At 73.4% G+C, this 22,603-nt stretch carries 16 protein-coding genes; 8 read left to right on the top strand and 8 right to left on the bottom strand.

Annotation, left to right across the window (positions count from 1 at the left end; genetic code table 11):
* The first annotated feature begins 42 nt into the window (after nucleotides 1–42).
* A complete protein-coding gene (gene eccCa / locus AB0G50_RS09720) occupies nucleotides 43–3,996 on the top strand; it encodes a type VII secretion protein EccCa (protein ID WP_360104475.1) in 3,954 nt (1,317 codons plus the stop codon).
* Nucleotides 3,997–4,672: 676 nt separating this feature from the next.
* Here eccCa and AB0G50_RS09715 read toward each other — a convergent pair.
* Entirely contained in the window at nucleotides 4,673–5,173 is a 501-nt protein-coding gene (locus AB0G50_RS09715; RefSeq protein ID WP_360104472.1) for a hypothetical protein, read from the bottom strand.
* 131 nt (nucleotides 5,174–5,304) lie between these two features.
* Here AB0G50_RS09715 and AB0G50_RS09710 point away from each other — a divergent pair, with 131 nt between their 5' ends.
* Both AB0G50_RS09710 and AB0G50_RS09705 read left to right on the top strand, forming a co-directional pair.
* Nucleotides 5,305–6,195, top strand: a complete 891-nt coding sequence (locus AB0G50_RS09710) for a DUF5753 domain-containing protein (protein WP_360104469.1) — start codon at nucleotides 5,305–5,307, stop codon at nucleotides 6,193–6,195.
* Nucleotides 6,192–6,407 (top strand): DUF397 domain-containing protein, encoded by a 216-nt coding sequence (locus AB0G50_RS09705; RefSeq protein WP_360104466.1) that lies wholly within the window; start codon nucleotides 6,192–6,194, stop codon nucleotides 6,405–6,407. Before AB0G50_RS09710 ends, AB0G50_RS09705 begins: the two co-directional genes overlap by 4 nt.
* A gap of 23 nt (nucleotides 6,408–6,430) precedes the next feature.
* On the opposite strand, the gene AB0G50_RS09700 is transcribed toward AB0G50_RS09705, so the two are convergent.
* On the bottom strand, nucleotides 6,431–7,537 hold the full coding sequence (locus AB0G50_RS09700; protein WP_360104463.1) for a S8 family serine peptidase: 1,107 nt from the start codon (nucleotides 7,535–7,537) through the stop codon (nucleotides 6,431–6,433).
* Nucleotides 7,538–7,687: 150 nt separating this feature from the next.
* Between AB0G50_RS09700 and AB0G50_RS09695 the strand changes: the two genes are divergently transcribed.
* Genes AB0G50_RS09695 through AB0G50_RS09685 form a run of 3 tightly spaced genes read left to right on the top strand, consistent with a single transcriptional unit; the run spans nucleotide 7,688 to nucleotide 12,569 of the window.
* Nucleotides 7,688–10,957: a right-handed parallel beta-helix repeat-containing protein gene (locus AB0G50_RS09695; protein ID WP_360104460.1), complete on the top strand. Its 3,270-nt coding sequence runs from the start codon at nucleotides 7,688–7,690 to the stop codon at nucleotides 10,955–10,957.
* A 10-nt stretch (nucleotides 10,958–10,967) separates the two neighbouring features.
* Nucleotides 10,968–11,369: a hypothetical protein gene (locus AB0G50_RS09690; protein WP_360104457.1), complete on the top strand. Its 402-nt coding sequence runs from the start codon at nucleotides 10,968–10,970 to the stop codon at nucleotides 11,367–11,369.
* A gap of 39 nt (nucleotides 11,370–11,408) precedes the next feature.
* Nucleotides 11,409–12,569: an FAD-dependent monooxygenase gene (locus AB0G50_RS09685; RefSeq protein WP_360104454.1), complete on the top strand. Its 1,161-nt coding sequence runs from the start codon at nucleotides 11,409–11,411 to the stop codon at nucleotides 12,567–12,569.
* Here AB0G50_RS09685 and AB0G50_RS09680 read toward each other — a convergent pair.
* From AB0G50_RS09680 to AB0G50_RS09665, 4 genes are all read right to left on the bottom strand, one after another.
* Nucleotides 12,511–12,915, bottom strand: a complete 405-nt coding sequence (locus tag AB0G50_RS09680) for a hypothetical protein (protein ID WP_360104451.1) — start codon at nucleotides 12,913–12,915, stop codon at nucleotides 12,511–12,513. The genes AB0G50_RS09685 and AB0G50_RS09680 overlap by 59 nt on opposite strands.
* 60 nt (nucleotides 12,916–12,975) lie before the next feature.
* A complete protein-coding gene (locus AB0G50_RS09675; protein WP_360104449.1) occupies nucleotides 12,976–14,271 on the bottom strand; it encodes a trypsin-like serine protease in 1,296 nt (431 codons plus the stop codon).
* 184 nt (nucleotides 14,272–14,455) lie between these two features.
* Nucleotides 14,456–15,484, bottom strand: a complete 1,029-nt coding sequence (locus AB0G50_RS09670; protein WP_360104446.1) for an iron chelate uptake ABC transporter family permease subunit — start codon at nucleotides 15,482–15,484, stop codon at nucleotides 14,456–14,458.
* On the bottom strand, nucleotides 15,481–16,506 hold the full coding sequence (locus tag AB0G50_RS09665; protein ID WP_360104443.1) for an iron chelate uptake ABC transporter family permease subunit: 1,026 nt from the start codon (nucleotides 16,504–16,506) through the stop codon (nucleotides 15,481–15,483). The genes AB0G50_RS09670 and AB0G50_RS09665 overlap by 4 nt, the downstream gene beginning before the upstream one ends.
* Nucleotides 16,507–16,598: 92 nt before the next feature.
* Here AB0G50_RS09665 and AB0G50_RS09660 point away from each other — a divergent pair, with 92 nt between their 5' ends.
* Nucleotides 16,599–18,287 (top strand): ABC transporter ATP-binding protein, encoded by a 1,689-nt coding sequence (locus tag AB0G50_RS09660; protein ID WP_360104440.1) that lies wholly within the window; start codon nucleotides 16,599–16,601, stop codon nucleotides 18,285–18,287.
* On the top strand, nucleotides 18,284–20,023 hold the full coding sequence (locus AB0G50_RS09655; protein WP_360104437.1) for an ABC transporter ATP-binding protein: 1,740 nt from the start codon (nucleotides 18,284–18,286) through the stop codon (nucleotides 20,021–20,023). The genes AB0G50_RS09660 and AB0G50_RS09655 overlap by 4 nt, the downstream gene beginning before the upstream one ends.
* A gap of 550 nt (nucleotides 20,024–20,573) precedes the next feature.
* Here AB0G50_RS09655 and AB0G50_RS09650 read toward each other — a convergent pair.
* Both AB0G50_RS09650 and AB0G50_RS09645 read right to left on the bottom strand, forming a co-directional pair.
* Nucleotides 20,574–21,497 carry a TauD/TfdA family dioxygenase gene (locus tag AB0G50_RS09650; protein ID WP_360104434.1) on the bottom strand — a complete coding sequence of 308 codons (924 nt, stop codon included), beginning with the start codon at nucleotides 21,495–21,497 and terminating at the stop codon, nucleotides 20,574–20,576.
* A gap of 26 nt (nucleotides 21,498–21,523) precedes the next feature.
* A complete protein-coding gene (locus AB0G50_RS09645; protein WP_360104431.1) occupies nucleotides 21,524–22,567 on the bottom strand; it encodes an ABC transporter substrate-binding protein in 1,044 nt (347 codons plus the stop codon).
* Between the last annotated feature and the right edge of the window lie 36 nt (nucleotides 22,568–22,603).

Genomic DNA, 22,603 nt, shown 5'->3' with positions numbered 1-22,603 from the left:
GAGCTGCCACCACAGCACGTCCGCCAGGGAAGGAATCCGGGGTTGAGTGTAATCCTGTTCCGCAAGGGTCCGCGCCGGCCCGGTCCGGAACTGCCAGAGGGCGAGCTGAGCATCCAGGAGCCGCCCACGCTGCCGGAGGTCCAGCGCAGCGCGGGCGCGATCATGATGTACCTGCCGATGGCGCTGTCGTCCACGGCGACGGTGCTGCTGTTCGTGCGACCGGGCGAGAACGGCGCGTTCAGCTACCTGGCCGCCGGGTTGATGACGGTGTCCTCGATGGCCATGCTGGTCGGCCAGCTGGGGCGCAGCGCGGGCGACCGCAGGCAGAAGCTCAACGACGCCCGGCGCGACTACCTGCGCTACCTCGCCCAGTCCCGGCGCAAGGTGCGGGAAGTCGTGGTGGCGCAACGCGAGGCGCTGGCGTGGCGGCACCCGGACCCGGTCGCGCTGTGGTCGCTGCCCGGCACGACCAGGATGTGGGAGCGGGAGGCGCGGGACGAGGACTTCGGCGAGATCCGGGTGGGCGTCGGCCCGCAGCGGCTGGCCTGGCGGCTGAACCCGTTGTCCACCAAGCCGGTCGACGACCTGGAGCCGCTGTCCGCGCACGCGCTCCGCCGGTTCATCCACGCCTACGGCACGGTCGCGGACCAGCCGGTGGCGGTGTTCCTGCTGTCGTTCTCCCGGATCCTGCTGCGGGCCGCCGACGACCGGGAGGCCGACCGGCTGCGCGCGCTGGCCCGGGCGATGATCGCGCACCTGGCGGTGTTCCACTCGCCCGCCGAGCTGCGGATCGTGGTGCTGACCTCGCGCGAGCGGCGGCCGTGGTGGGAGTGGGTGAAGTGGCTGCCGCACACCCTGCACCCCGACGAGACCGACGGCGCGGGCGCGTCCCGGCTGGTGGTCGGCACGATGGCGGAGCTGGACGACGCGCTCGGCGACGAGTTCGCGAGCAGGCCCGGGTTCGACCCGGACTTCGCGCCGGACGCCGCCGAGCCGTGCGTGATGCTGTTCGTGGACGGCGTGCCGGTGCCGCCCACGTCCCGGCTCGCGGGTCAGGGCTACCGGGGCGCGACGGTGGTCGACCTGTCCTCGGCACTGTCCGAACAGGACGATCCGCTGACGTTGCGGCTGCGCGTCGAGGACGGGCAGCTGAAGGTCGTCACCGTCGACCAGCAGAACAAGGAGGTCGCGGGTGACCTCGGCCGGCCCGACGGGCTGGGTCTGGCCACCGCGACGGCGCTCGCGATGCGGCTCGCGCCCTACCGGGTGGGCGCGACCCGGCGGTCGGCCGAGCCGATGTCCGCCGACTTCGACCTGACGTCGTTGTTGGGGATCAAGGACATCCAGACCCACGACGTCGCGGCGGGCTGGGCCGCGCCGCGCCCGGGTGGTCGGCTGCGGGTACCGCTGGGCATCGGGCCGACCGGGCTGCCCGTCGAGCTGGACCTCAAGGAGTCGGCCCAGGCCGGCATGGGCCCGCACGGCATGCTGATCGGCGCGACCGGTTCGGGCAAGTCGGAGTTGTTGCGCACGCTGGTGCTCGCGCTCGCGCTGACCCACTCGTCGGAAATCCTCAACTTCGTGCTGGTGGACTTCAAGGGCGGCGCGACGTTCCTCGGGTTGGACGGGTTGCCGCACACCTCGGCGGTGATCACCAACCTGGCCGACGAGGCCGCGCTGGTGTCCCGGATGCGCGAGGCGTTGCACGGCGAGTTGGTGCGGCGTCAGGAGTTGCTGCGCAAGGCGGGCAACTACAGCTCGGCGTTGGACTACGAGCGGGCCCGCGCGGGCGGCGCGGCGCTCGACCCGTTGCCGACGCTGTTCGTGGTGGTGGACGAGTTCAGCGAGCTGCTGGCCGCGCACCGCGACTTCATGGACCTGTTCATCATGATCGGGCGGCTCGGGCGGTCGTTGGGCGTGCACCTGCTGCTGGCCTCGCAGCGGTTGGACGAGAGCCGCATCCACCAGCTCGAGTCGCACCTGTCCTACCGGATCGGCCTGCGCACGTTCTCCGCCATGGAGAGCCGGGGCGTGCTGGGGGTGCCGGACGCCTACCAGCTGCCGTCCGACCCGGGCAACGGGTTCCTCAAGAACGGCATCGGCGCGCTGGACCGCTTCAAGGCCGCGTACGTGTCCGGGCCGCACCGGATCGCGCGGCGCGGCGTGGAGCAGGCCGTGGTGGCGCAGCAGATCGTCCCGTTCACGGCCGGTTTCGCGGTGCGCCGCGATCCCGCGCCGGTGGCGGAGCCGGTGGCCGAGCCGTCGGGGCGCAGCCTGCTGGAGGTGGCCGTCGAGCGGCTGCACGGCAGCGGGCCCGCGGCGCACCGGGTGTGGCTGCCGCCGTTGGACGAGCCCGGGTCGCTGGACGAGCTGCTGCCGCCGCTGCGGGTCACGCCGGAGCGCGGGTTGACCGCGACCGGGCTCGCGACGTTGACCGTGCCGCTGGGTTTCGTGGACCGGCCGTTCGAGCAGACCCGCGAGCCGCTGGTGGTCGATCTGTCGGGCAGCGGCGGGCACATGGCGGTCGTGGGTGGTCCGCAGAGCGGCAAGAGCACCGCGTTGCGGACGCTGATCTGCGCGCTGGCGCTGACCCACACCCCGGCCGAGGTCCAGTTCTACTGCCTGGACTTCGGCGGTGGCACGCTGACCGGTCTCGCGCGCCTGCCGCACGTGGGCGGGGTGACGGGGCGGTTGGACGTGGAGCGGATCAACCGGACCATCGGCGAGGTGACCGCGCTGCTGGCCCGCCGGGAGCGGTTCTTCCTGGACCACGCGGTCGACTCGATGCCGACGTTCCGGCGCCGGCGCGCGGCGGGCGAGTTCGCGGACGAGCCGCACGGCGACGTGTTCCTGGTGGTGGACGGCTGGTCCACGATCCGGCAGGACTTCATGGAGCTGACGCCGACGTTCGCCGAGCTGGCCGCGCGCGGGCTCAACTACGGCATCCACCTGGTGCTCGCGACCGGTCGGTGGAGCGAGATCGCCGCGTCGATCCGGGACCTGGTCGGCACGCACCTGGAGCTGCGGCTGGGCGACCCGGTGGACTCGATGATCAACATGCGCGCGGCGGGCACCGTGCCGAAGATCCCGGGTCGCGGCCTGACCGAGAAGGAGCTGCACTTCCTGACCGCGCTGCCGGCGCTCGACGGCGTGCCGGCGGACGTGGCCACCGGCGTCACCACGCTGGTGGACCGCGTCGCCGCGGCGTGGACCGGCCCGTCCGCTCCCCCGGTCCGGATGCTCCCGCCCGTGCTGGACCGCGCCGCGCTGCCCGCGCCGGAGGCGGACGTGCGGATCGCGCTCGGCTGGGACGACCAGCGCCTGGAACCGCTGTGGCACGACTTCGAGGACTCACCGCACCTGCTGGTGGTCGGCGACGTGGAGAGCGGCAAGACGAACCTCCTGCGGCTGGTGGTGGACGGCATCACCAGCCGGTACAGCCCGAAGGAGGCCCGCATCATCACGGTGGACTACCGACGTGCCCTCTACGACGCGGTCCCCGAGGAGTACCGCCTGGGCTACGCCGTCTCCGCCGACTCGGTCCGCGACCTGATCGACGGCGTCCATCGCGCGGTCCACACCCGCACCCCGGGCCCCGACATCACCCCGGCCCGCCTCCGCGCCCGCGACTGGTGGACCGGCCCCCAGGTGTTCGTGGTGGTGGACGACTACGACATGGTGGCGACCCCGTCCACGAACCCGTTCCAGCAACTCTTCGACGCCCTGGCCCAGGGCAACGCGCTGGGTCTGCACCTGATCGTCGCCCGAGGCGCCAACGGCTTCGGCCGCGGCGCGAACGACCCCCTCCTGCGCCGACTGGTGGAGGTGAACACGCCGACGATGCTGCTCTCCTGCCCACCGTCGGAGGGCATGGTCCTGGGCAACGTCAAGCCCCGCAAGCTGATCCCGGGCCGAGCGCAGTACATCACCCGTCGAGGCAACACGGTGGTGCAGACGGCGCTGTCGGCCTATGAGGCGGACCTGACCACGAAGTAGCCACGCGTTCGCCGAGACGCGCGCGCTGGGCGGATCGGGCGGGCCTGCCGGGCGGTCGCGCAGGTCGGGCGGATCGGTGCCTCGGCCGGGCGCGCCGGGTGCCCCAGGCGGATCGGCCGGGCGGATCGGGTGCGTCACGCGGCCAGGCGGCCAGGCGGGTCGGGTGCCCCAGGCGGCCGGGCGGCCGGGCGGCCAGGCGGATCGGCCGGACGGGCGGTTCGGGCGGACAGTCGGGCACTCGGGCAGTCGGGCGGGTGGGCCGGGCGGTCCGGCCAGGCGGATCGGGTGCCCCAGGCGGCCAGGCGGATCGGCCGGGCGGGCGGGCATTCAGGTGGGCGGTCCGGGCGGGCGGGCATTCTGGTGGGCGGTCCGGGCGGTCCGGGCGGGTGGATCGGGTGGATCGGCCGGGCGGGCGGACATTCAGGTGGGCGGGTCGGGCGGGCGGTCCGGGCGGGTCGGCCGGGCTGGGTGCGTCGACAGGCCGCCGTCCTGTCGGGGTACTCGGCCGCGCGGCCGAACAGGCGCGCGCCACCTGTTCGACGTCCGTCGGAACCGACGCACCGACCCTGGCCGCAGGCCAGCCCGCGAAACCCTTGGCCGCCAAGTAATTCCGCCTCCCCGGCGCTCCCCGGGCGATCTCCTGCCGCGCCACCTCCGCCTCTTCCCGACAGTTGTGTCACACCAAGCGCAGCACCTCCGTCACCGCCCCGCCCGCGGCGCCGGCCGCGCGGGCTCCCGCCAGCCGAGCGGACTCCGCCGCCTCGTCCGCCCGGACCATGGCCTCGGACGCCGCGCCCACCGCGATCTGCGCCGTTTCCGCGGCGTCCGCCGCCCGCGCCGCCGCCTCGTAGGCCCTCGCCGCCTCGGCCGGTGCGCCCGCCGCCTTCGCCGCGTCCGCCTGGCCTCGGGTCAGGGTCGCGATCCGACGCGCCTGCGCACCGGCGTGACCCGCCGCCTCCACCACCTGGTCGGCCGCCTCGATCTGGGCCATGTCGCCCAGCACCACCGTCGCCTCGTCCCGCAACGCCCGCAGGTACCCCTCGTCCATCGTCAGCACCACGCCGCCCCCGAGCACCAGAACCGCCGTGGTCTCCAGGCCACCCCTCAGATCCACCGGCGCCCGGTCGTCCAGGTGGAGCCCCAGGCTCGTCACCACCGCGTTCCTCGCCCCGCTCATGACACCACTCCTTCGTCGTCGCGCCCTCCGCGTCCCGACCGGGACGGATGTGAGAGCCTTTGCGTGCACCCAACGTCTGGTGCGAGCTTACAACAGACACGTGCCCTTTCGGCTTTCACGAATGGATGAACATGTCGAGCAGCAACGACGACAGCGCGATCAGCCAACGTCGCCAACTCGGCGCGGCGATGCGCAGTTTCCGCAAGGACGCGGACATCGACCGCGACGCGGCCGCCGAGATGATCGACATCACCGGGCCGACGCTCACCCGGAAGGAAGGAGGTCAGTACAAGTTCAAGCGCTACGAGATCGAGATGCTCGCCACCGCGTACGGGGTCGCGCCCGAGGAGTTGGCCATGCTGGTCGAACTCGCCCGGGAAGCGCGTGCCCGCACCAAACGCGGCGAGTTCCCGATGTTCGTCCCGCTCAAGAGCCGCGCGTTCCTCGAGCTGGAGCGCAACGACGCGGTCGAAATCCTGGCCGCCACGCAGACCGTGATCCCGCTCTACTTCCAGACGGAGCGGTACATGCGCGAACTGTGGCTGCGCAACGGCGAACTGCTCCCGACCGAGCGCATCGACGACTTGACGAAGCTGCGCAAGGTCCGCCAGCAGGTCGTCACCAAGCGCGGCGCTCCGCTGATCCGCGCGATCATCCACGAGGCCGCGCTGCGTCTGCCCGTGGGCGGACGGGCGGTCATGCGCGAGCAGCTCCGGCTCCTGGCCGCGGCCTGCGACCTGCCGAACGTCGAGATCCAGATCCAACCGATCTCCGCCGGAGCGTTCCCCTGCATGGAGACGACGTTCTTCGTCCTGGGGTTTCCGGACGGGATCACGGCGGACGTCGTCCAGGTCTACGGCCAAGCGGAGCAGTTCTACCGCGATCGCCGCGCGTCGACGGAGCCCTATCGGGTTGCCTGGAACCGCCGCAGGGTCTCCGCCCTGGACTTGCGGGCTTCCAAGGCCCTAGTACTGGACGCGGCGGCCCAGTGGACCTCAGAGCCAGGAGAGAAGAGCCCATGACCGAACACCTGACGTGGCGCAAGAGCAGCTTCAGCACCGGCGACGGCACCGGTGGCGAGTGCGTCGAATTGGCCTCGCTGACCGACGGCGGCGTTGCCCTGCGCAATTCCACGCTCGGCGACGCGAGTCCGGTCGTCACCTACACCAAGGCCGAACTCCGGGCCTTCGTGCTCGGCGTCAAGAACGGCGAGTTCGATGACCTGATCGCCTGACCACCGCCACGTGGGTGGTGTGGTCAGACGCCGCCGCGCCACCCACGTCGACGGCCCCGCGGCAACACCGCGGCCAGCGCCGCCAGCAGGCCCGTCACCACCAGCGCGCCGCCCACCACGGCTGTCGCCGACGCACGGGTCGCGGACAGGTCCGGGGTTGTGGCCACCACCACCGGTTCCGGGCGGCCGGTGGGCGCGCCGCCCGTCGTTCCGCTCGCCGTCACCGCCGCCAACGGGTCAAGGAGGATCAGGCCCGGTTGGCGGTACGCGGTGTCCCACAGACGCCAGGTGATCTCGGCCGCGGTGGCCTGCGGGCGGTAGGCGCGGATCAGGGCGGCGGTCGCGGCCACCTGGGCGGCGGCGAAGGCCGGGCCCGAGGCGACCACGTGGCCGCCTCCCGGGCCGGTGCCGACGACCAGGTTTCCCGGTGCGGCAAGGGATCCCGCTCCGGCGTCGGACTTGCCGTCCGGGCCGGCGGAGGCCACCGGGATCACGCCGGGGAAGGACGCCGGGTAGTACCGGGCGGGTTCGGCGGGCCGGTCGGCCGGGTCGGGGCCGGCGGCCGCGACGACCAGGGCGCCCGCGGCCGTCGCGCGTTCCACCGCCGCCTTCAGCACGGGCGCGCCGTCGGTCGTCACCGCGCCGACGCACAGGATCCGGGTGCCCGCGCGGACCGCCTGGTCGATGGCGGAGGCGATGGTCTCCGGGGTGGCCGCGCCGAGCCGGTCGGTGGCGCGGACCGCCTGCACGCGCGCGCCCGGCGCGAGTCCGGCGACGCCGCCCTCCCGCACCGGTCCGGCGATCAGGCTCGCGACGACCGTGCCGTGGCCCACGCAGTCCGCGCCGCCGTCACCGAGCACATCGGACGGCACGGCCGCGCCGTCCACCCCGGTGTCCAGCACCGCGACCGTGACGCCGGACCCGGTGGTGAGCGGCCACAGGCGGTCCGCGCCGAGGTGCCGCAGCGACCACGGCACCTCGGTGACCTTCTTGCCGGACGGGGCGGTGCACGGCGTGCCGGCGCGCAGGACCTGCGGGATCCGGGGCAGGTCGGTGTCCTGCGCGGTGGCCTCGCCGGCGTTCGCCAGGACGGTGAACGCCGCGCACGCCACGGCCAGTCGTCGCTTCACGCGGCCAAGTCCAGCACGGTCCGGTGGCGGCCGAACACGAAGAACCACCGGCAGAACCGGGCCGCGGTGAACCGTCCGAGGTGCCCGGTGCGTTGGCCGGTGCGGGAGCCGTGTGCTCCCGCTCGCGAGGACGAACCGAGGGGAGCGCCCGTGTCACGGCACGTGCTCACAGTGGACCGGGACAACGGCTACCGCACCATTTCCGCCGCGTTGCAGGACGCGCGCAACGGCACGGTGATCTCCGTGCTGCCCGGCCGGTACGACGAGTCGCTGGTGGTGACCAAGGTGGTCACGATCGCGGCGAGCGACGCGCCGGGCAGCGTGGAGGTCGTGGCGCGGCAGGGCAGCGTGGTGCGACTGGCGGCCGAGGCGGTGAAGCTGACCGGGTTGGTGCTGCGCGGTCAGCACGAGGAGCTCCCCGCGCTCGACGTGGCGCGCGGTCAGGCGGCCGTGGAGGACTGCGAGATCGTCGGCGCGGCCTGGACCGCCGTGCTGGCGCGCAACTCCGGCTCGCTCGCGATGCGCGGGTGCCGGGTGACCAACCCCGCGGGTGCCGGCATCGTGGTGACCTCGCCCGCCGCCTCGACCATCGAGGACTGCGTGGTGGAGCACGTGCACACCTCCGCAGTGGTGATCGCCGAGCGCGGCAACCCGCTGGTGCGCGACTGCACGTTGCGGCACGCCAAGGGGAACGGGGTGTGCGCGAACGGCCAGGCCCGGGGAACCGTGCAGCACTGCGACATCTCCGCCACCGGGCGGCCCGGCATCGCGCTGGAGGGCGACAGCGCGACCAAGGTGGTGGACACCACCGTGCGCGACACCGCGAGCGGCGTGTTCGTGAGCACGCACTCGTCGCCGGTGCTCGAGGACTGCCGGATCACCAACACCACCGGCGACGGGATCACCGTGACCGACGGCGCGGATCCCGTGCTGCGGCGGTGTCGCACGGCGCGGACCGGTGGCGTCGGGGTGCGGGTGACGGGGCGGTCGCGCGGGTCGTTCGAGGAGTGCGAGGTGGCGGACGCGGTCGGCACCGGGATCCACGTGGACGACGCGAGCGGGCCGTCGTTCGTGCGGACCACGGTGCGCGGCGGGTCGGCGGCCGGGTTGCTGGTCACCGACGGCGCGACGGCCGAGTTCGACCGGCTGGAGGTGCGCGACGTCGCCGGTGGCGGCGTGCTGGTGGAGGCGGCGGCGAACCCGTTGCTGCGCCGGGCGGTCGTGGACGGGTGCCGCGGGCACGGGGTCGAGGTGACCGGCAACGGGCGCGGGCGGTTGGAGGACTGCGAGGTGCTCGACGCCGGGCAGTCCGGGCTGAGCGTTTCCGAGGGCGGAAGTCCTTACGTGAGTTCGCTGCGGGTGCACCGGGCGGGCGCGTCGGGTGTGCTGATCGGGCCCGGTGGCGTGGGGTCGTTGCGGGACTGCGAGATCGCCGAGTCCGCGCGGGAGGGCGTGCGGGTGGACGACGGCGGCGAACTGGTGCTGTCGCGGTCGGCGGTGCGGCGCTCGCGCGGGCACGGCGTGCTGGTGGTGGGTCGGGCGAAGCTGACCGCGGACGACGTGAGCGGCAACGGCGGCGACGGGGTGCGGGTCGACTCGGAGGACTCGGTGGCGCTGGTCGACTGCACGGCGTCGGACAACACCGGCAGCGGGCTGCGGATCACCGTGCCGGCGGCGCGGACGTCGGTGGAGAACCTGACCAGCACCGGGAACGGGGCGCCCGACCTGTCCGGCGCGACGGCGGCGGCCTCGGCCGAGGTCGGCGCCGTCGAGGAGGTCGTGGCGGAGAACGAGGAGGCGCCGCTCGCGAAGTTGGAGGCGCTCGTCGGGTTGACCGCCGTCAAGCACCAGGTGAAGACGTTGGTGAACCTGAACAAGATGGCGCGGCGACGGGCGGAGGCCGGTCTGGTCGCGCCGCCGACCAGCCGGCACCTGATCTTCGCCGGACCGCCCGGCACCGGCAAGACGACCGTGGCCCGGTTGTACGGCAGCATCCTGGCCGAACTGGGTGTGCTGCGCGAGGGTCACCTGGTGGAGGTGGCGCGGGCGGACCTGGTCGCGCAGATCGTCGGTGGCACGGCGATCAAGACGACGGAGACGTTCACGAAGGCGTTGGGTGGCGTGCTCTTCATCGACGAGGCGTACACGTTGACCGCGCAGGGCAAGGGAACCGGGCCGGACTTCGGGCGCGAGGCCGTGGACACGCTGGTGAAGCTGATGGAGGACCACCGCGACGACCTGGTCGTGGTCGCCGCCGGGTACTCGCAGGAGATGTCCGCGTTCCTCCAGTCGAACCCGGGGTTGGCGTCGCGGTTCACCCGGACCATCGAGTTCGAGAACTACACGACCGACGAGCTGGTGACGATCGTGGAGCGGATGTGCGGCGCGCACCAGTACCAGGTGCCCGAGGAGACCCGGGTGTCCCTGGGTGTCCACTTCGGACAGCTGGCGCGCGGCGAGGACTTCGGCAACGGCCGCGCGGCGCGCAAGGTGTTCGAGGAGATGGTGGACCGCCAGGCGTTCCGGCTGGCCGGCGAGCCGGAGGCGGACGACCAGAGCCTGTCGCTGCTGCTGCCCGCCGACGTGCCGGGTGCGGACGCCGCGGTGCCGGGTGACGAGTCGACGTTGGCCGTGCTGCGGCAGAAGCTCGACACGATGATCGGGTTGACCGAGGTGAAGGACGCGATCAACGACCTGGTGAACCTGATCGCGACCGCCCGGCAGCGCCGCCAGGCCGGGCTGCCGGTGCCGGCGATCAGCCAGCACCTGGTGTTCGCGGGCGCGCCCGGCACCGGCAAGACGACCGTGGCCCGGTTGTACGGCGAGTTGTTGGCGGCGTTGGGCGTGCTGCGCAAGGGGCACCTGGTGGAGGTGGCGCGGGCGGACCTGGTCGGTCGGTTCGTCGGCCACACGGCGCACCTCACGCGGGAGGCGTTCGACAGCGCGCGGGGCGGGGTGCTGTTCGTGGACGAGGCGTACACCCTGACCCCGGGCGGCAACGGCGGCGACTTCGGGCAGGAGGCGGTGGACACGCTGGTGAAGCTGATGGAGGACCACCGCGACGACACGGTGGTGATCGTCGCGGGCTACTCGGCGGAGATGCGCAAGTTCCTGTCCTCCAACACGGGCCTGGCGTCCCGCTTCACCCGGCACGTGGAGTTCGCCGACTACGACGCGGACGACCTGGTCACCATCGTGCACCGGATGGCGTCCACCAACGGCTACGAATGCGCACCGGACACCGTCACCGCCCTGCGCGCCCACTTCGCGTCCGTGCACCGGGACGAGACGTTCGGCAACGCCCGCTACGCCCGCCAGGTCCTGGAGACCATGATGACCCGCCAGGCGGGCAGACTGTCGACCGCGCCGACCCCGACGGTCAACGACCTCCGGCTGCTGCTGCCGGCGGACCTGGGGTGAGAGGAGTCCGATGATCGTCCTGCACGAGGGCACGTGGCACGTGGCCGTCGACGCCGCCGACCGCACCGCGGTGGTCGAGGTCTTCCGCGACGCCGGCGGCAAGAGGCTCCGCGCCCTGCTGGGCGGTCACGCACCGGGCCACCCACCCGCCGCCGTACCGACCGCGGCGGTGGTCCACTCCGCGCTGTCCACTCCCCTGGTCCCCGGCCTCCCCGACGAGTTCGCCGGCCCGGTCCGGGACCACCTGGCCGCCCTGGGCCGGCCGGTGGTGATCGACCGCGGTGCCCACGACGAGGTCGACTCGTGCGAGGAGGCCTTCCGACTGGCCGCCGAGGTGCTGGCCGAGGTCCTCGCGCCGCGCGACCTGGCGGCCTGGGAGGAACGGGTGCGCGAGGTCGTCCGCCGCCGGTAGCCCGTGCCACGCTGGAGGCCGACGTCCGAGGAGGTCGGGATGCGCGTCGAGGAGACGGCCGTCGTGGTGGTCGGGGCCGGGGTCGCCGGGTTGACCGTGGCGTCGTTGTTGCGGCGGGCCGGGGTGGACTGCGTCGTGGTGGAGCGGCGGACGCGGGAGCGGGTCGAGGCGCGGCAGCGGGCCGGGGTGCTCGACTTCGCGGCGGAGCGGGTGTTCGTGGAGGCCGGGCTCGGCGCGGTGGTCGAGGGGTTCGGGCGGGCCGGGGTGGTCGAGTTCCGGGTGGACGGGGTTCCCCGGGTGTTCGACGCCGCGCGGTACGGGCCCGTCGGGGTGTTGATGCCGCAACAGGTGTTGGTGCGGCGGCTGTTGGCCCGGTTCCTCGCCGACGGGGGTGACGTGCGGTTCGGGGTGGCGGACGTGGCGTTGCACGGGTTGGAAGAGCGGCCGTGGGTGACGTACGGCGGTGGTGGGGTCCGGGTCGACGCGCGGTACGTGGCCGGGTGTGACGGTGCGCGCGGGGTCGGGCGGGCGGCCGCGGTGGCGGCCGGGGCGACCGTGCACCGGTTCGCCGACGAGGTCGGGTGGATCACCGTGTCGACCGGGTCGCCGCCGCCCGCCCGACCGGTGATCGCGGTGAGCCGGCTCGGGTTCGCGGCGCACTTCGGGCGGGGTGGGGCGGCCAGTCGGTTCTACCTCGAGTGCGCGCCCGGTGAGGACCTGGCGGCGTGGGACGACGAGCGGGTGTGGCGGGAGTTGCGGGCGCGGTTGGCCGATCCCGGGCTGGTCGGTGGACCGGTGGTGGAGAAGGCGGTGATCGACGCGCACAGCTTCGTGCTGGAGCCGATGTCCCGGGGGCGGTTGTTCCTGGTCGGCGACGCCGCGCACGTCGTGCCCCCCATGGGCGGCAAGGGGATGAACCTCGCGGTGGCGGACGCGGGCGTGCTGGCGCGGGCGTTGGTCGCGGCCGTGCTGGAGGGGGACGAGGGGCCGTCGCGGGAGTACTCGGACACGTGCCTGCGCCGGGTGTGGACCGACCAGGAGTTCTCCCGGTGGATGACCGAGATGGTGTTCCACGGTTCGGCGGAGGCCACGGCGGGCCCGTTCCGGCACCGGGTGGCGCGGGCGCGGTTGGACCGGTTGTTCACGTCGCGGGCGGCGGCGGAGTCGTTCGCCCACCTGATGGCGGGCACCGACGGGTGACCGCGCAGAGCAGGGCACCCGTGCCGGCGAGCAGGACGCCGTAGCTCGGACGGGGCCACACCATCGGGATCGGGCCGGGGCCGAAGATCGCGGCGGCGTCGGTGTAGCCGGACAGCACGAGCAGTGCCGCGGCGAGCGTGGCGGCGCACGCGACCAGTGAGGCGATCCGCCACGGCGTGGTCCGGCGGTGCACGAGCACGTGCATCACCGTGGCCGCGGCCGGGTACCAGGGCCAGCCCGGCAGGTCGGTGACGGTGACGTCGTACGCGCCGTAGGTCGCCCACGGGGCCAGGAAAGCGGCGGCGGTGGCGCAGACCGCGAGCAACTGCACCGCACGGTGGTACATGGCACTCCCATGGCAACGGGCCGCGGGCACCGCGGAGTGCGGTGCCCGCGACCGTGGATGTCAGCTGGTGATCAGGCTGACGCCCAGGGTGGCGGCGATCAACGGGACCTCGGTGAAGTAGATGTACTCCAGCCGACTCGCCGACCCCACCGGCGTGTGACCGCCGCTGACCACACCTCGCGCGTACAAACCGGTGTCCGGGTGCGTGGACCACACCGGCCCACCGCTGTCTCCGCGCGCCACCGCCGAACAGCCGGCGCAACGATGGCCCTCGACGCCGTGCCGAACACCACCACCGTCACCGAAGTCGTATTCCACGTAGTGGTTCACGACCTCGATCGCGCATTTGTTCGGATAGCTGGTGTAACCGCTCTGGCAGACGTACTCACCGTTCCACGAATACTTGGACTGACGCACGTCGAACGCGTATTCGTCGTTCACCCACACACCCGCCTGGCTGTCCGCCGGAATCAGCGCACTGTCGTAGACGGTGTTCTCCACGGCGATCTCACCGATCGGATCCCCGTTCAAGTCCTCGATGTCCGTGCCGCCGGGGAAGCAGTGTTCCGCGGTAAGGAGGTAGTCGGTGGCCCCGGAGTGGAGGCCGAACGCGGCGGTGCAGTCCCAACCGTCCGGCCAGACCGCGTTGCGAATCGGGATGCCACCCTGCCACGGTGGCGCCGGGTCCTCCCGGCTGGTGGGCACGGACGGAAAGCCTGCGACGTAGTGGACGTCCGCGCCGGCGATCACGCCGCCCTGGGCGGTGAGCACCGGAGCCTTGGCCGGCGAGTTGGTGCGCACCTCCACCCCGGACCCGTCGTGCTTCAGCGCGATCGAGTACACCTCGACGCCCTGCGACCCGGCCTCCTTCACCCCGGACCAGATCCCGGCACTGGCTTCCTGAAGCCGTTTCTGCGAGTACTTGGCGCTGCGGACCTCGACGTCCACATCCGCGCGAACAGCCTCGGACGTGGCTCGCACTCCTTCGCGAACCAGTGCGGCACCCGCCACCGGATCGGTCGTGTACACGACCACCCGATTGCGCGTCGGGTCGACCTCGATCCCGGCGAACGTGTCGACGTACGCCGCGTAGGCGCGAACTCCGATGCCGTCCGCCACGATCCCGGCCGCAGACGTCCCGGCGAATTTCCCCGATTCGCCCGCAGCGCGCTCGCGCACCGGCCCTTGTGCACTCGCACCGGACGTTCCCGGTAATACGAGCACACCGAGCGACAACGCGGCCACCACGACCGCGGCCGCCTTCCTCACACGCATCGCAATCATCAACCCCCCTGACTTGGCATATCCACCGGCAAACCGGAGGCGCACGCACAGGAAATTCGTGTCCGGAGACACGAATTTCACCTCCCCCGAAACAGACTTTCGCACCGAAACCGACCGCCGACAAGGTGATCCACCTCACCGACAGCGGGGTAGTTTCCGCTGCGGAAGGGAACCGGATTCGGATTCCGGTGTCACACCCGCGATCGCGGGTGTGCCGACACCGGACCCGAAGCGGTGGTCCTGGCGCGACGCGGGCTCACCGCTCGCCGCGCCACTCCCGTCCCAGCAGCCAGACGAGGTAGAGGCCGCCCACCGCGCCGGTGCTCAGGCCGACCGGGAGGGGTACGGGCAGCAGGCGTTGGCCCGCCAGGTCCGCGCCCACCAGCAGGACCGCGCCCGTCAGCGCCGCCGCCAGCGGGCCCGCTCCGCCGCCGCGCACCAACCTCTTCGCGACCTGGGGCGCGGCCAGGGCGACGAACGCGATCGGGCCGGCCGCGGCGGTGGCCGCGGCGGTCAGGGCCACGCCCGCCATCACGAGGACGACCCTCGTCCGCTCGACCGGCACGCCGCGCGCGGTCGCGGTCTCGTCGCCCATTTCCAGCAGGGTCATCCGCCTGCCCAGCGCCACCACGACGGGCAGCAGCACGGCCAACGCCACCCACACCGGCACCGCGTGGTCCCAGCCGCGGCCGTTCAGGCTGCCCACCAACCACAACTGGGCGCTCTGCGCCTCCTTCAGCGACGCCCGGCTGAGCAGGTAGGCGTTGACCGCCGCCAGCACCGCGCTCACCCCGATGCCCACCAGGATCAGCCGGAAACCCTGCACGCCCCGCCGGTACGCCAGCGCGTACACGACCAGCGCCGACACCACGCCGCCCAGCACCGCGCCGCCGGACACGCCGATCACGCTGTCCTTCGCCACCAACAGGACCACCAGCGCGCCGGTCGCCGACCCGGTGGTGAAACCGATGACGTCGGGGCTGCCCAACGGGTTCTTCGACACGCTCTGGAAGATCGACCCCGCCGCGCCGAGCGCCGCGCCGACCGCGACGGCCACCAGCAACCGGGGCAACCGGAACCGCGTGACGACGAGTTCCAGACCGCGCGGCCCGTCGCCGAACAGCACGCGCACCACGTCCGCGGGCGACGCCGGGAAGTCGCCGGTGGTCAGCGCCAGCACGCCGAGCACCAGCACCGCGAGCAGCAGCAGCACGCCGACCAGCAGCGCGCGGGGGCGCACGCGCACCGAGAACGCGCCCGACGGGGACCTCAGCGCCCGGGTCACAGCTGCGCGATCCGACGTCGCCTGGCCAGCACGATGAACACCGGCGCGCCGACGAACGCCATCACGATCCCGACCTCCAGCTCTCCCGGCGCGGACACGATCCGGCCGACCACGTCCGCGCCCACCACCAGGATCGACGCCAGCAGCGCCGAGTAGGGCAGCACCCAGCGGTTGTCCGGGCCGGTGATCAACCGGGCCACGTGCGGCACCGCGAGCCCGACGAACCCGATGGGACCGGTCGCCGCGGTCGCCGCGCCGCACAGCACGGTGATCGCCACCGCCGCGCCGAGCCGGATCCGCTCGACCCGCACGCCCAGCGCGCGACCGGTGTCGTCGCCCAGCGCCAGCGCGTTCAGCCCGCGGCCGAGGCCCAGCGCCAGCACCGCGCCCACCACGATCAGCGGCCCGGTTTCCCACAGCACGTCGAACCCGCGCCCGGCCAGCGAGCCGATCACCCAGAACCGGTAGCGGTCGAACGCCTGGCCGTCGAGCAGCAGCAGGATCCCGATGAACGCCACCAGCACCGCGCTCACCGCCGCGCCCGCGAGCACCATGCGCTCCGGTGTCGAGCCACGACCGGTCGAGCCCAGCAGGTACACCAGCACGGCCACCGCGGCGGCGCCCACGAGCGCGAACCACACGTAGCCGCCGGGTTCGGTGACGCCGAGCAGCGAGATCGCGACCACCACGGCGGTGGACGCGCCGATCTCCACGCCCAGCAGTCCGGGATCGGCGAGCGGGTTGCGGGTCACGGACTGCATCAGCGCGCCCGCCAGACCCAGCGCCGCGCCGACCACCACGCCGAGCAGGGTGCGCGGCAGCCGCAGTTCCCGCACCACGTAGGCGAGTTCGGAGCCGTCGTCGTGGCGCAGCAACCGCAGCGCGGCGCCGAGGTCGACGTCCTTGGCGCCCACCGTGAGCGACCACGCGGACAACGCGATCACCGCCACCGCCGCGAGCACCAGGCCCGACGTCAGCGCGGCGGGCGCCCGCCGCGCTCGCGGTGAGGCGTCAACGGGCATTCGGACAACCTCCACCGGTTCACGATCACCCGACCCGGTGACTGTGGTTAGGGTAGGCATACTTGTGTGCCGAGACAACCGAGGGAGGCACGGTGGGACGCCCCGGCTCCCCCGACGACGGCGGTGTGCTGCGGCGGTCCATGCTCGCCCACCGCGGTCGGATCACCGCGACCGCCGCGCTGTTCGTCTCGCACCAGACCGGCGAGGCGCTGGTCCCGCTGCTGATCGGGGTGATCCTGGACCGGGCGGTGACCACCGGCGACCCGGGCGCGCTCGCGTTCTGGCTCGGTGTGCTCGCGGTGGACTTCCTGGTGCTGTCGCTGAGCTTCCGGTTCGGCTCCCGGGTCGGGCTGCTGGCGGGCGTGCGCGCGGACCGGGCGTTGCGGCTGGCGCTGGCCGGCCGGGTGCTCGACAGCCGGGGCGGCGCGGACACCACCCTGCCGCCGGGCGCGCTGGTGAGCATCGCCACGGCCGACGCGCGCCGCACCGCGATGGTGAACTTCCTGCTGCCGCACGGGATCGCGGCCGTCGTGGGTGTCGCGGTGGCGAGCGCCGGGCTGCTCGCGGTGTCGGTGCCGCTGGGTCTGCTGATCCTGCTCGGCACGCCGCCGGTGATGCTGCTGGTGCGGGCGTTGAGCGGTCCGCTCGAGCGGCGGGCGTCGGCGCAGCAGGAGCAGGCCGCGCGGGCCGCGGGCATCGGCACGGACCTGGTGCGCGGGGTGCGGGTGGTCAAGGGGTTGCGCGCCGAGCGCGCCGGCGTGACGCGGTACCGCGCGGTGAGCCGGGACTCGCTCGCCGCGACGTTGCACACGACGCGGGCCGAGGCCGGGTACTCCGGCGCGGTGATCGCGGTGAACGGCGTGTTCCTGGCCGTGGTGGCACTGGTGGGCGGCGGGTTGGCGGCGTCCGGGGACATCACGGCGGGCGGTCTGGTCGCGGCGGTCGGGTTGGCGCAGTTCCTGCTGGGCCCGCTGGCGGTGTTCGGCGAGATCACCGCGGCGCTGGCGGCCGGCCGCGCGTCGGCGGCCCGGATCTCCTCGGTGCTGAACGCCGAACCCGCCGTGACCGGTGGCGCGGACGTGCTCGGCCCGGTCGCGGGTCGGGTGGAGTTGGCGGGCGTGACCGGCGACCGGCTGGCGGGGCTGGACCTGGTGGTGCCGGCGGGTGAGCTGGTGTGCGTGGTGACGACCGACCCGGCCGAGGCGACGGCGTTGCGGCGGTTCCTCGGGCGGGAGGCCGATCCGCCGGGCGGACGACTGGCGCTGGACGGGACGCCGCTGACGGACGTGGCGCCGGACGTGCTGCGGGCCGCGGTGCTCGTGTCGCCGCACGACGCGGACCTGTTCGAGGGGACCGTGGCGGACAACATCCGGGCGGGCGGTGGCGAGGACGTCGCGGCCGCGGCCCGGGCCGCGCAGGTCGAGCGGATGGCCTCCGCGCTGCCCGACGGGATGGCCACCGCGGTGACCGAGCGCGGGCGTTCGCTGTCCGGCGGTCAGCGGCAGCGGGTCGCGCTGGCCCGCGCGCTGCACGCCGACCCGCCGGTGCTCGTGCTGCACGACCCGACCACGGCGGTGGACGCGGCGACCGAGGCGGCCATCGCGGCCGGGGTGCGGTCGGCGCGGGTCGGGCGGACCACGATCGTGCTGTGCAGCAGCCCGGCGCTGCTGGCGGTGGCCGACCGGGTGGTGTTCGTGGAGGAGGGCGTCGTGTCCGCCGCGGGCGACCACGCGACGCTGCTCCGCGACCACCCGCGCTACCGGGAGCTGATCCTGTCGTGACCACCCTGCTTCCCGTCGCCTCGGCCCGGCGCACCAGGACGGTGATCGTCCGGCTGCTGGCCGCGCACCCCCGACTCGCGGTGCCGGCCGCCGTCGGACTGCTGGGCGCGGCCGGGGTGAGCATGCTGACCGCCCGGCTGCTCGGTCGCGTGGTCGACCTGGCGGTGGCCGGCGGCGGGGTGCTCGTGCCGGTGCTGCAACTGGCCGGTATCGCGGTGGCGCAAGGGGTTCTGGCCTACGTGGGCCTGCGGTCGACGGCGCGGCTGGGCGAGCAGGTGCTGGCGTCGTTGCGCGAGGACTTCGTCGAGCACGCGCTGGCGCTGCCGCTGGAACGGGTCGAGGCGGGCGGGTCCGGCGACCTCACGTCGCGGATCACCGAGGACGTGTCGTTGGTGAGCACGGCGATCCGGGAGGCGTTCCCGGAGTTCGCGCAGTCGGCGCTGGTGATCGCGTTGACCGTGGTCGGCCTCACCGCGCTGGACTGGCGGTTCGGCGCGGCGGCCCTGCTGGCGGTGCCGATCCAGGCGTGGACGTCGCGGTGGTACCTGCGCCGCTCGGCGCCGCTGTACGCGGGGCGGCGGGAGGCGGCGGGCGCGGAGCAGCAGCAGTTGCTGGACTCGTTGGGCGGCGCGGACACCGTGCGGGCGTTCCGGTCGGGCGCGGCGCACGTGGACCGGGTCGCGGCGCGGGTGGACCGCAGCATCGGCCTGACGGTGTCGGTGACCCGGCTGCAAACCCGGTTCTTCGGCCGGTTGAACGTGGCCGAGCTGGTCGGCCTGTCGGCGGTGCTGATCACCGGGTTCCTGCTGGTGCGCGGCGGGGTCGCGACGATCGGCGCGGCGAGCGCGGCGGCGCTGTACTTCGCGAACCTGTTCACGCCGATCAACGGGGTGCTGTTCCTGCTGGACACCCTCCAGTCCGCGACGGCGAGCCTGGCGCGGTTGGTGGGCGTGGTGGACCTGCCGGTGCCGGCGCGGCGGGCCGGTGGCGACCGGGCGGCGGACGGGTCGGTGAAGGCGGTCGGGCTGCGGTACGCCTACGTGCCGGGGCGGGACGTGCTGCACGGGGTGGACCTCGACGTGCCGACGGGCGCGACGGTGGCGCTCGTGGGCGGCAGCGGCGGCGGCAAGACGACGCTGGCGAAGCTGGTGGCCGGGGTGCACGAACCGGCGTCCGGCGTGGTGCGGGTGGGCGGGGTCCCGTTGGCGGACCTGGACGCGGAGACCGCGCGGGCGACGGTGGCGTTGGTGACGCAGGAGGTGCACGTGTTCGCGGGCACCGTGGCCGAGGACCTGCGGTTGGTGCGACCGGACGCGGCGGAGGCGGAGCTGTGGGCGGCGCTGGAGGCGGTGGGCGCGGCCGAGTGGGCCCGCGCGCTGCCCGGCGGGTTGGCGACGGTGGTCGGTGACGGCGGGCACGACCTGACGGTGGTGCAGGCGCAGCAGCTGGCCCTGGCGCGGTTGCTGCTGCTGGACCCGCTGGTCGCGATCCTGGACGAGGCGACCGCGGAGGCGGGCAGCAGCGGGGCCCGGGTCCTCGAGAAGGCCGCCGCCCGGGTGCTGGCCGACCGCACCGCGATCGTGGTGGCCCACCGGCTGACCCAGGCCGCGGCCGCGGACCTGATCGTGGTGCTGGACCGGGGTCGGATCGTGGAGCAGGGCACGCACGCCGACCTCGTCGCGGCGGGTGGGCACTACGCGGACCTCTGGGCGGCGTGGACCGCGAGCCGCGGTTGATCACCCGAACGGTCGGGGCAATAGAACGGTCGGGGCAATGGCCTGTCGGAGTGCATTTCGGCGCCGCGGAGTGATCGCGTCGAATCGAGTCTCGCGGTGCGAGGCGAACTCGGTGAAGCGGTCGCGTGGCCGGTGCTGTTCCACGGGCCGGAGAGGCTGGGCCGGCACGACGCGTTGGCGGAGCAAGTGACGCGGGTCGAGTTCGACGCACGCCGCCGCGCCGCTGACGCCTCGCCGATCGCGCGGGGCGCATTCGCGGTCGCGACAGTCGGCAGCAGTGGGTCGACCGACACTTCCCGGACATCCCCGAGTGGGAACGACGAGTCGAGGAACACGCCGCGACCAACCCGTCGACCACGGTGCGCACGACGGACCCCATCTCCTCCCCGCGTGACCATGAGGCGGTGCGGTTCATCGACACGGTGGTGAACTCGGGGCTGCTCGACTCCACCGACGCGTACTACCTCGGCCGAGGGCTCAACCGAGGACGGAACCGCCTAGCGCGCCGCGACACCCGCCGGGACCGGAAGGGCCGGTCCCGGCGGGTGGGTCAGGCCGAGGCCTCGCCCATGGCCACCGCGATGCGGCGGGGGCCGGTGAAGGGTTCGCGGCCGTGGGCGACCGACATGTTGTCGACCAGCAGCAGGTCGTCGCGGTGGTAGTCGAAACGGGTCGAGGCCGCCTGGAAGCAGGCCCGGAGGTGGGCGACCACGTCATCCGGGATCACGCCGCCGTCGCCGTAGTAGGTGTTGTTCGGCAGGCCTTCCCGGCCGTACACGTCCAGCAGGCCCTCGCGGACCTCCGCCGGCAGGCTGCTCTCGTGGAAGATCACGATGTGGTTGAACCACACCGGCAGGCCGGTCACCGGGTGGCGGTGCACGGCGTCGCGGACCGCGCGGGTGCGCAGGCCGTCCTCGGGCAGCCACTCCGGGGTGATGCCGCCGGCCGCGCACTGGCGTTCGACCTCCGCGCGGTCCTCGGTGCCGAAGACCGTCCGCCAGCGCAGGCCGATGTCCTCTCCGTAGTTGCGCACGACCATCCACCGCCGCCGCTCGAACTCCTCGCGCACGGCCGGGTCGATCGCCTCGTACACCGCGCGCACGGACGCCAAGGGCGTCGCGCCCTGGGTCAGGGGCGGCTCGACGCAGTGGAAGAACAGCGTCAGCGGCCACACCGCCTGGTAGGACATCTCGTTGTGCAGCGGGATCTCCGCCTGCTGCGGGTACTCCGTCGAGGTGTAGACGTTGCCCTTGATGCGGCTGCGGGGCGAGGACTGCTCGGTGTAGGTCAGCGGCTCGCCGGACACCGCGCGCACCGCCTCCGCGAGACCGTCCGCGCCGCCGATGTCGAAACCGCGCAGCAGCACCGCTCCCGACGTGTGCAGCAGCGAGCGGATCGCCTCGCGGTCGCGCCGCAGGTGCTCGACCACCGGGCCGCTGCCCTCGATCGTCCTGGCCAGGGTCGGTGTGCTCATCGTCGGTCCTCCCGGGTTCGCGCGGTTCACGCCTTGCCCGCCGCCTGCACCAGCAGCGGCACGATCTTGTCCAGCGCGTAGGGGATGCTCAGCGTCGACGGGAACGCCAGGGACAGCGCGGTTTCGACCTCCAGCGGGATGTACGCGCCGCGCTTGACCGCGGACAGCCCCTGGAACAGCCGGTCGCCCTCGACCTTCGCGCGCTCCTCGGGCGTGCGGAAGGAGAAGATCACCACATCGGCGTCGAGCAGCTCGGTGCTCTCCTGCGCCACGACCGCGCGCCCGGCCGGGCCGGACTGCGGCAGGCCGGTCACCTTGTCCGACAGCTTCAGGCCGAGCTGCGAGATGAACGCGGCCGACGCGTCGGTCGGCAGGACGATCGTGGCGAGCGCGCCCTCGGCGTTGAGCAGGCTGAAGCTGAACGTCTTGCCGGTCAACACCTTCTCGTTCTGCTTGCGCGCCGCGTCGATCTTCGCCGACACGTCCGAGATCACCTTCGCGGCCTCGTCCTTGCGGCCCAGCGCGGCGCCGATGCGGCTGACGCGGGTTTGCCAGGAGTCCTCGGCCACGTCCTTCTCGTAGGACAGGGTGGGCGCCACGGCGCTGAGGTTCGCGTAGTCGTCGGCCAGGCTGTAGCTGTCGGTGGCGAGGATGAGGTCCGGCCCGAGCGCGGCGATCTTCTCGAACGGCAGGTTGTCCTCGTAGCTCAGCTGCTCGACCTTCGTGCCGCCCAGCTTGGCCTCGACCCACGGCGGCAGGCCGGAGTCGAAGTTGGTGGCGGGCGTGGTCGCGACCGGCGTGACGCCGAGCGACACGGCCTCGTCCAGGTCGCGCATGAAGCCGACCGTGACCACCTTCCGCGGCTGGGCGGGGATGACCGCCTTGCCCTCGGCGCCGTCGACGGTGAGCGGGAAGCCGCCGGCGGCCGAGCCGGACGTGGTCGGCGTCGAGCCGGACGACCCGCCGCCGCACGCCGCCAGGCCGGCGGACAGCGCGCCCACACCGGCCGCCGTCAGGAAGAACCTCCGGGACAGCGGGCGCGCGGCGCCATACCCGTTGTTGTGCGACATGTCGAACCTCTCTTGGTCTTGCGGTGGGTACTGCGG

Origin of the sequence: Actinosynnema sp. NPDC020468, from assembly GCF_040642015.1 — a bacterium.
Classification (GTDB): domain Bacteria; phylum Actinomycetota; class Actinomycetes; order Mycobacteriales; family Pseudonocardiaceae; genus Actinosynnema.
Note: the sequence above shows the minus strand (reverse complement) of the source record. Positions and strands in the feature narration are given on the sequence as shown.

Excerpts from the sequence above, each read along its gene's own strand:
- AB0G50_RS09685 (WP_360104454.1), top strand. The coding sequence starts at position 11,409 with ATGCGCGTCGAGGAGACGGCCGTCGTGGTGGTCGGGGCCGGGGTCGCC.
- AB0G50_RS09715 (WP_360104472.1), bottom strand. The coding sequence starts at position 5,173 with ATGAGCGGGGCGAGGAACGCGGTGGTGACGAGCCTGGGGCTCCACCTG.
- AB0G50_RS09705 (WP_360104466.1), top strand. The coding sequence starts at position 6,192 with ATGACCGAACACCTGACGTGGCGCAAGAGCAGCTTCAGCACCGGCGAC.
- AB0G50_RS09690 (WP_360104457.1), top strand. The coding sequence starts at position 10,968 with ATGATCGTCCTGCACGAGGGCACGTGGCACGTGGCCGTCGACGCCGCC.
- AB0G50_RS09665 (WP_360104443.1), bottom strand. The coding sequence starts at position 16,506 with ATGCCCGTTGACGCCTCACCGCGAGCGCGGCGGGCGCCCGCCGCGCTG.
- AB0G50_RS09645 (WP_360104431.1), bottom strand. The coding sequence starts at position 22,567 with ATGTCGCACAACAACGGGTATGGCGCCGCGCGCCCGCTGTCCCGGAGG.
- AB0G50_RS09650 (WP_360104434.1), bottom strand. The coding sequence starts at position 21,497 with ATGAGCACACCGACCCTGGCCAGGACGATCGAGGGCAGCGGCCCGGTG.
- AB0G50_RS09680 (WP_360104451.1), bottom strand. The coding sequence starts at position 12,915 with ATGTACCACCGTGCGGTGCAGTTGCTCGCGGTCTGCGCCACCGCCGCC.
- AB0G50_RS09710 (WP_360104469.1), top strand. The coding sequence starts at position 5,305 with ATGTCGAGCAGCAACGACGACAGCGCGATCAGCCAACGTCGCCAACTC.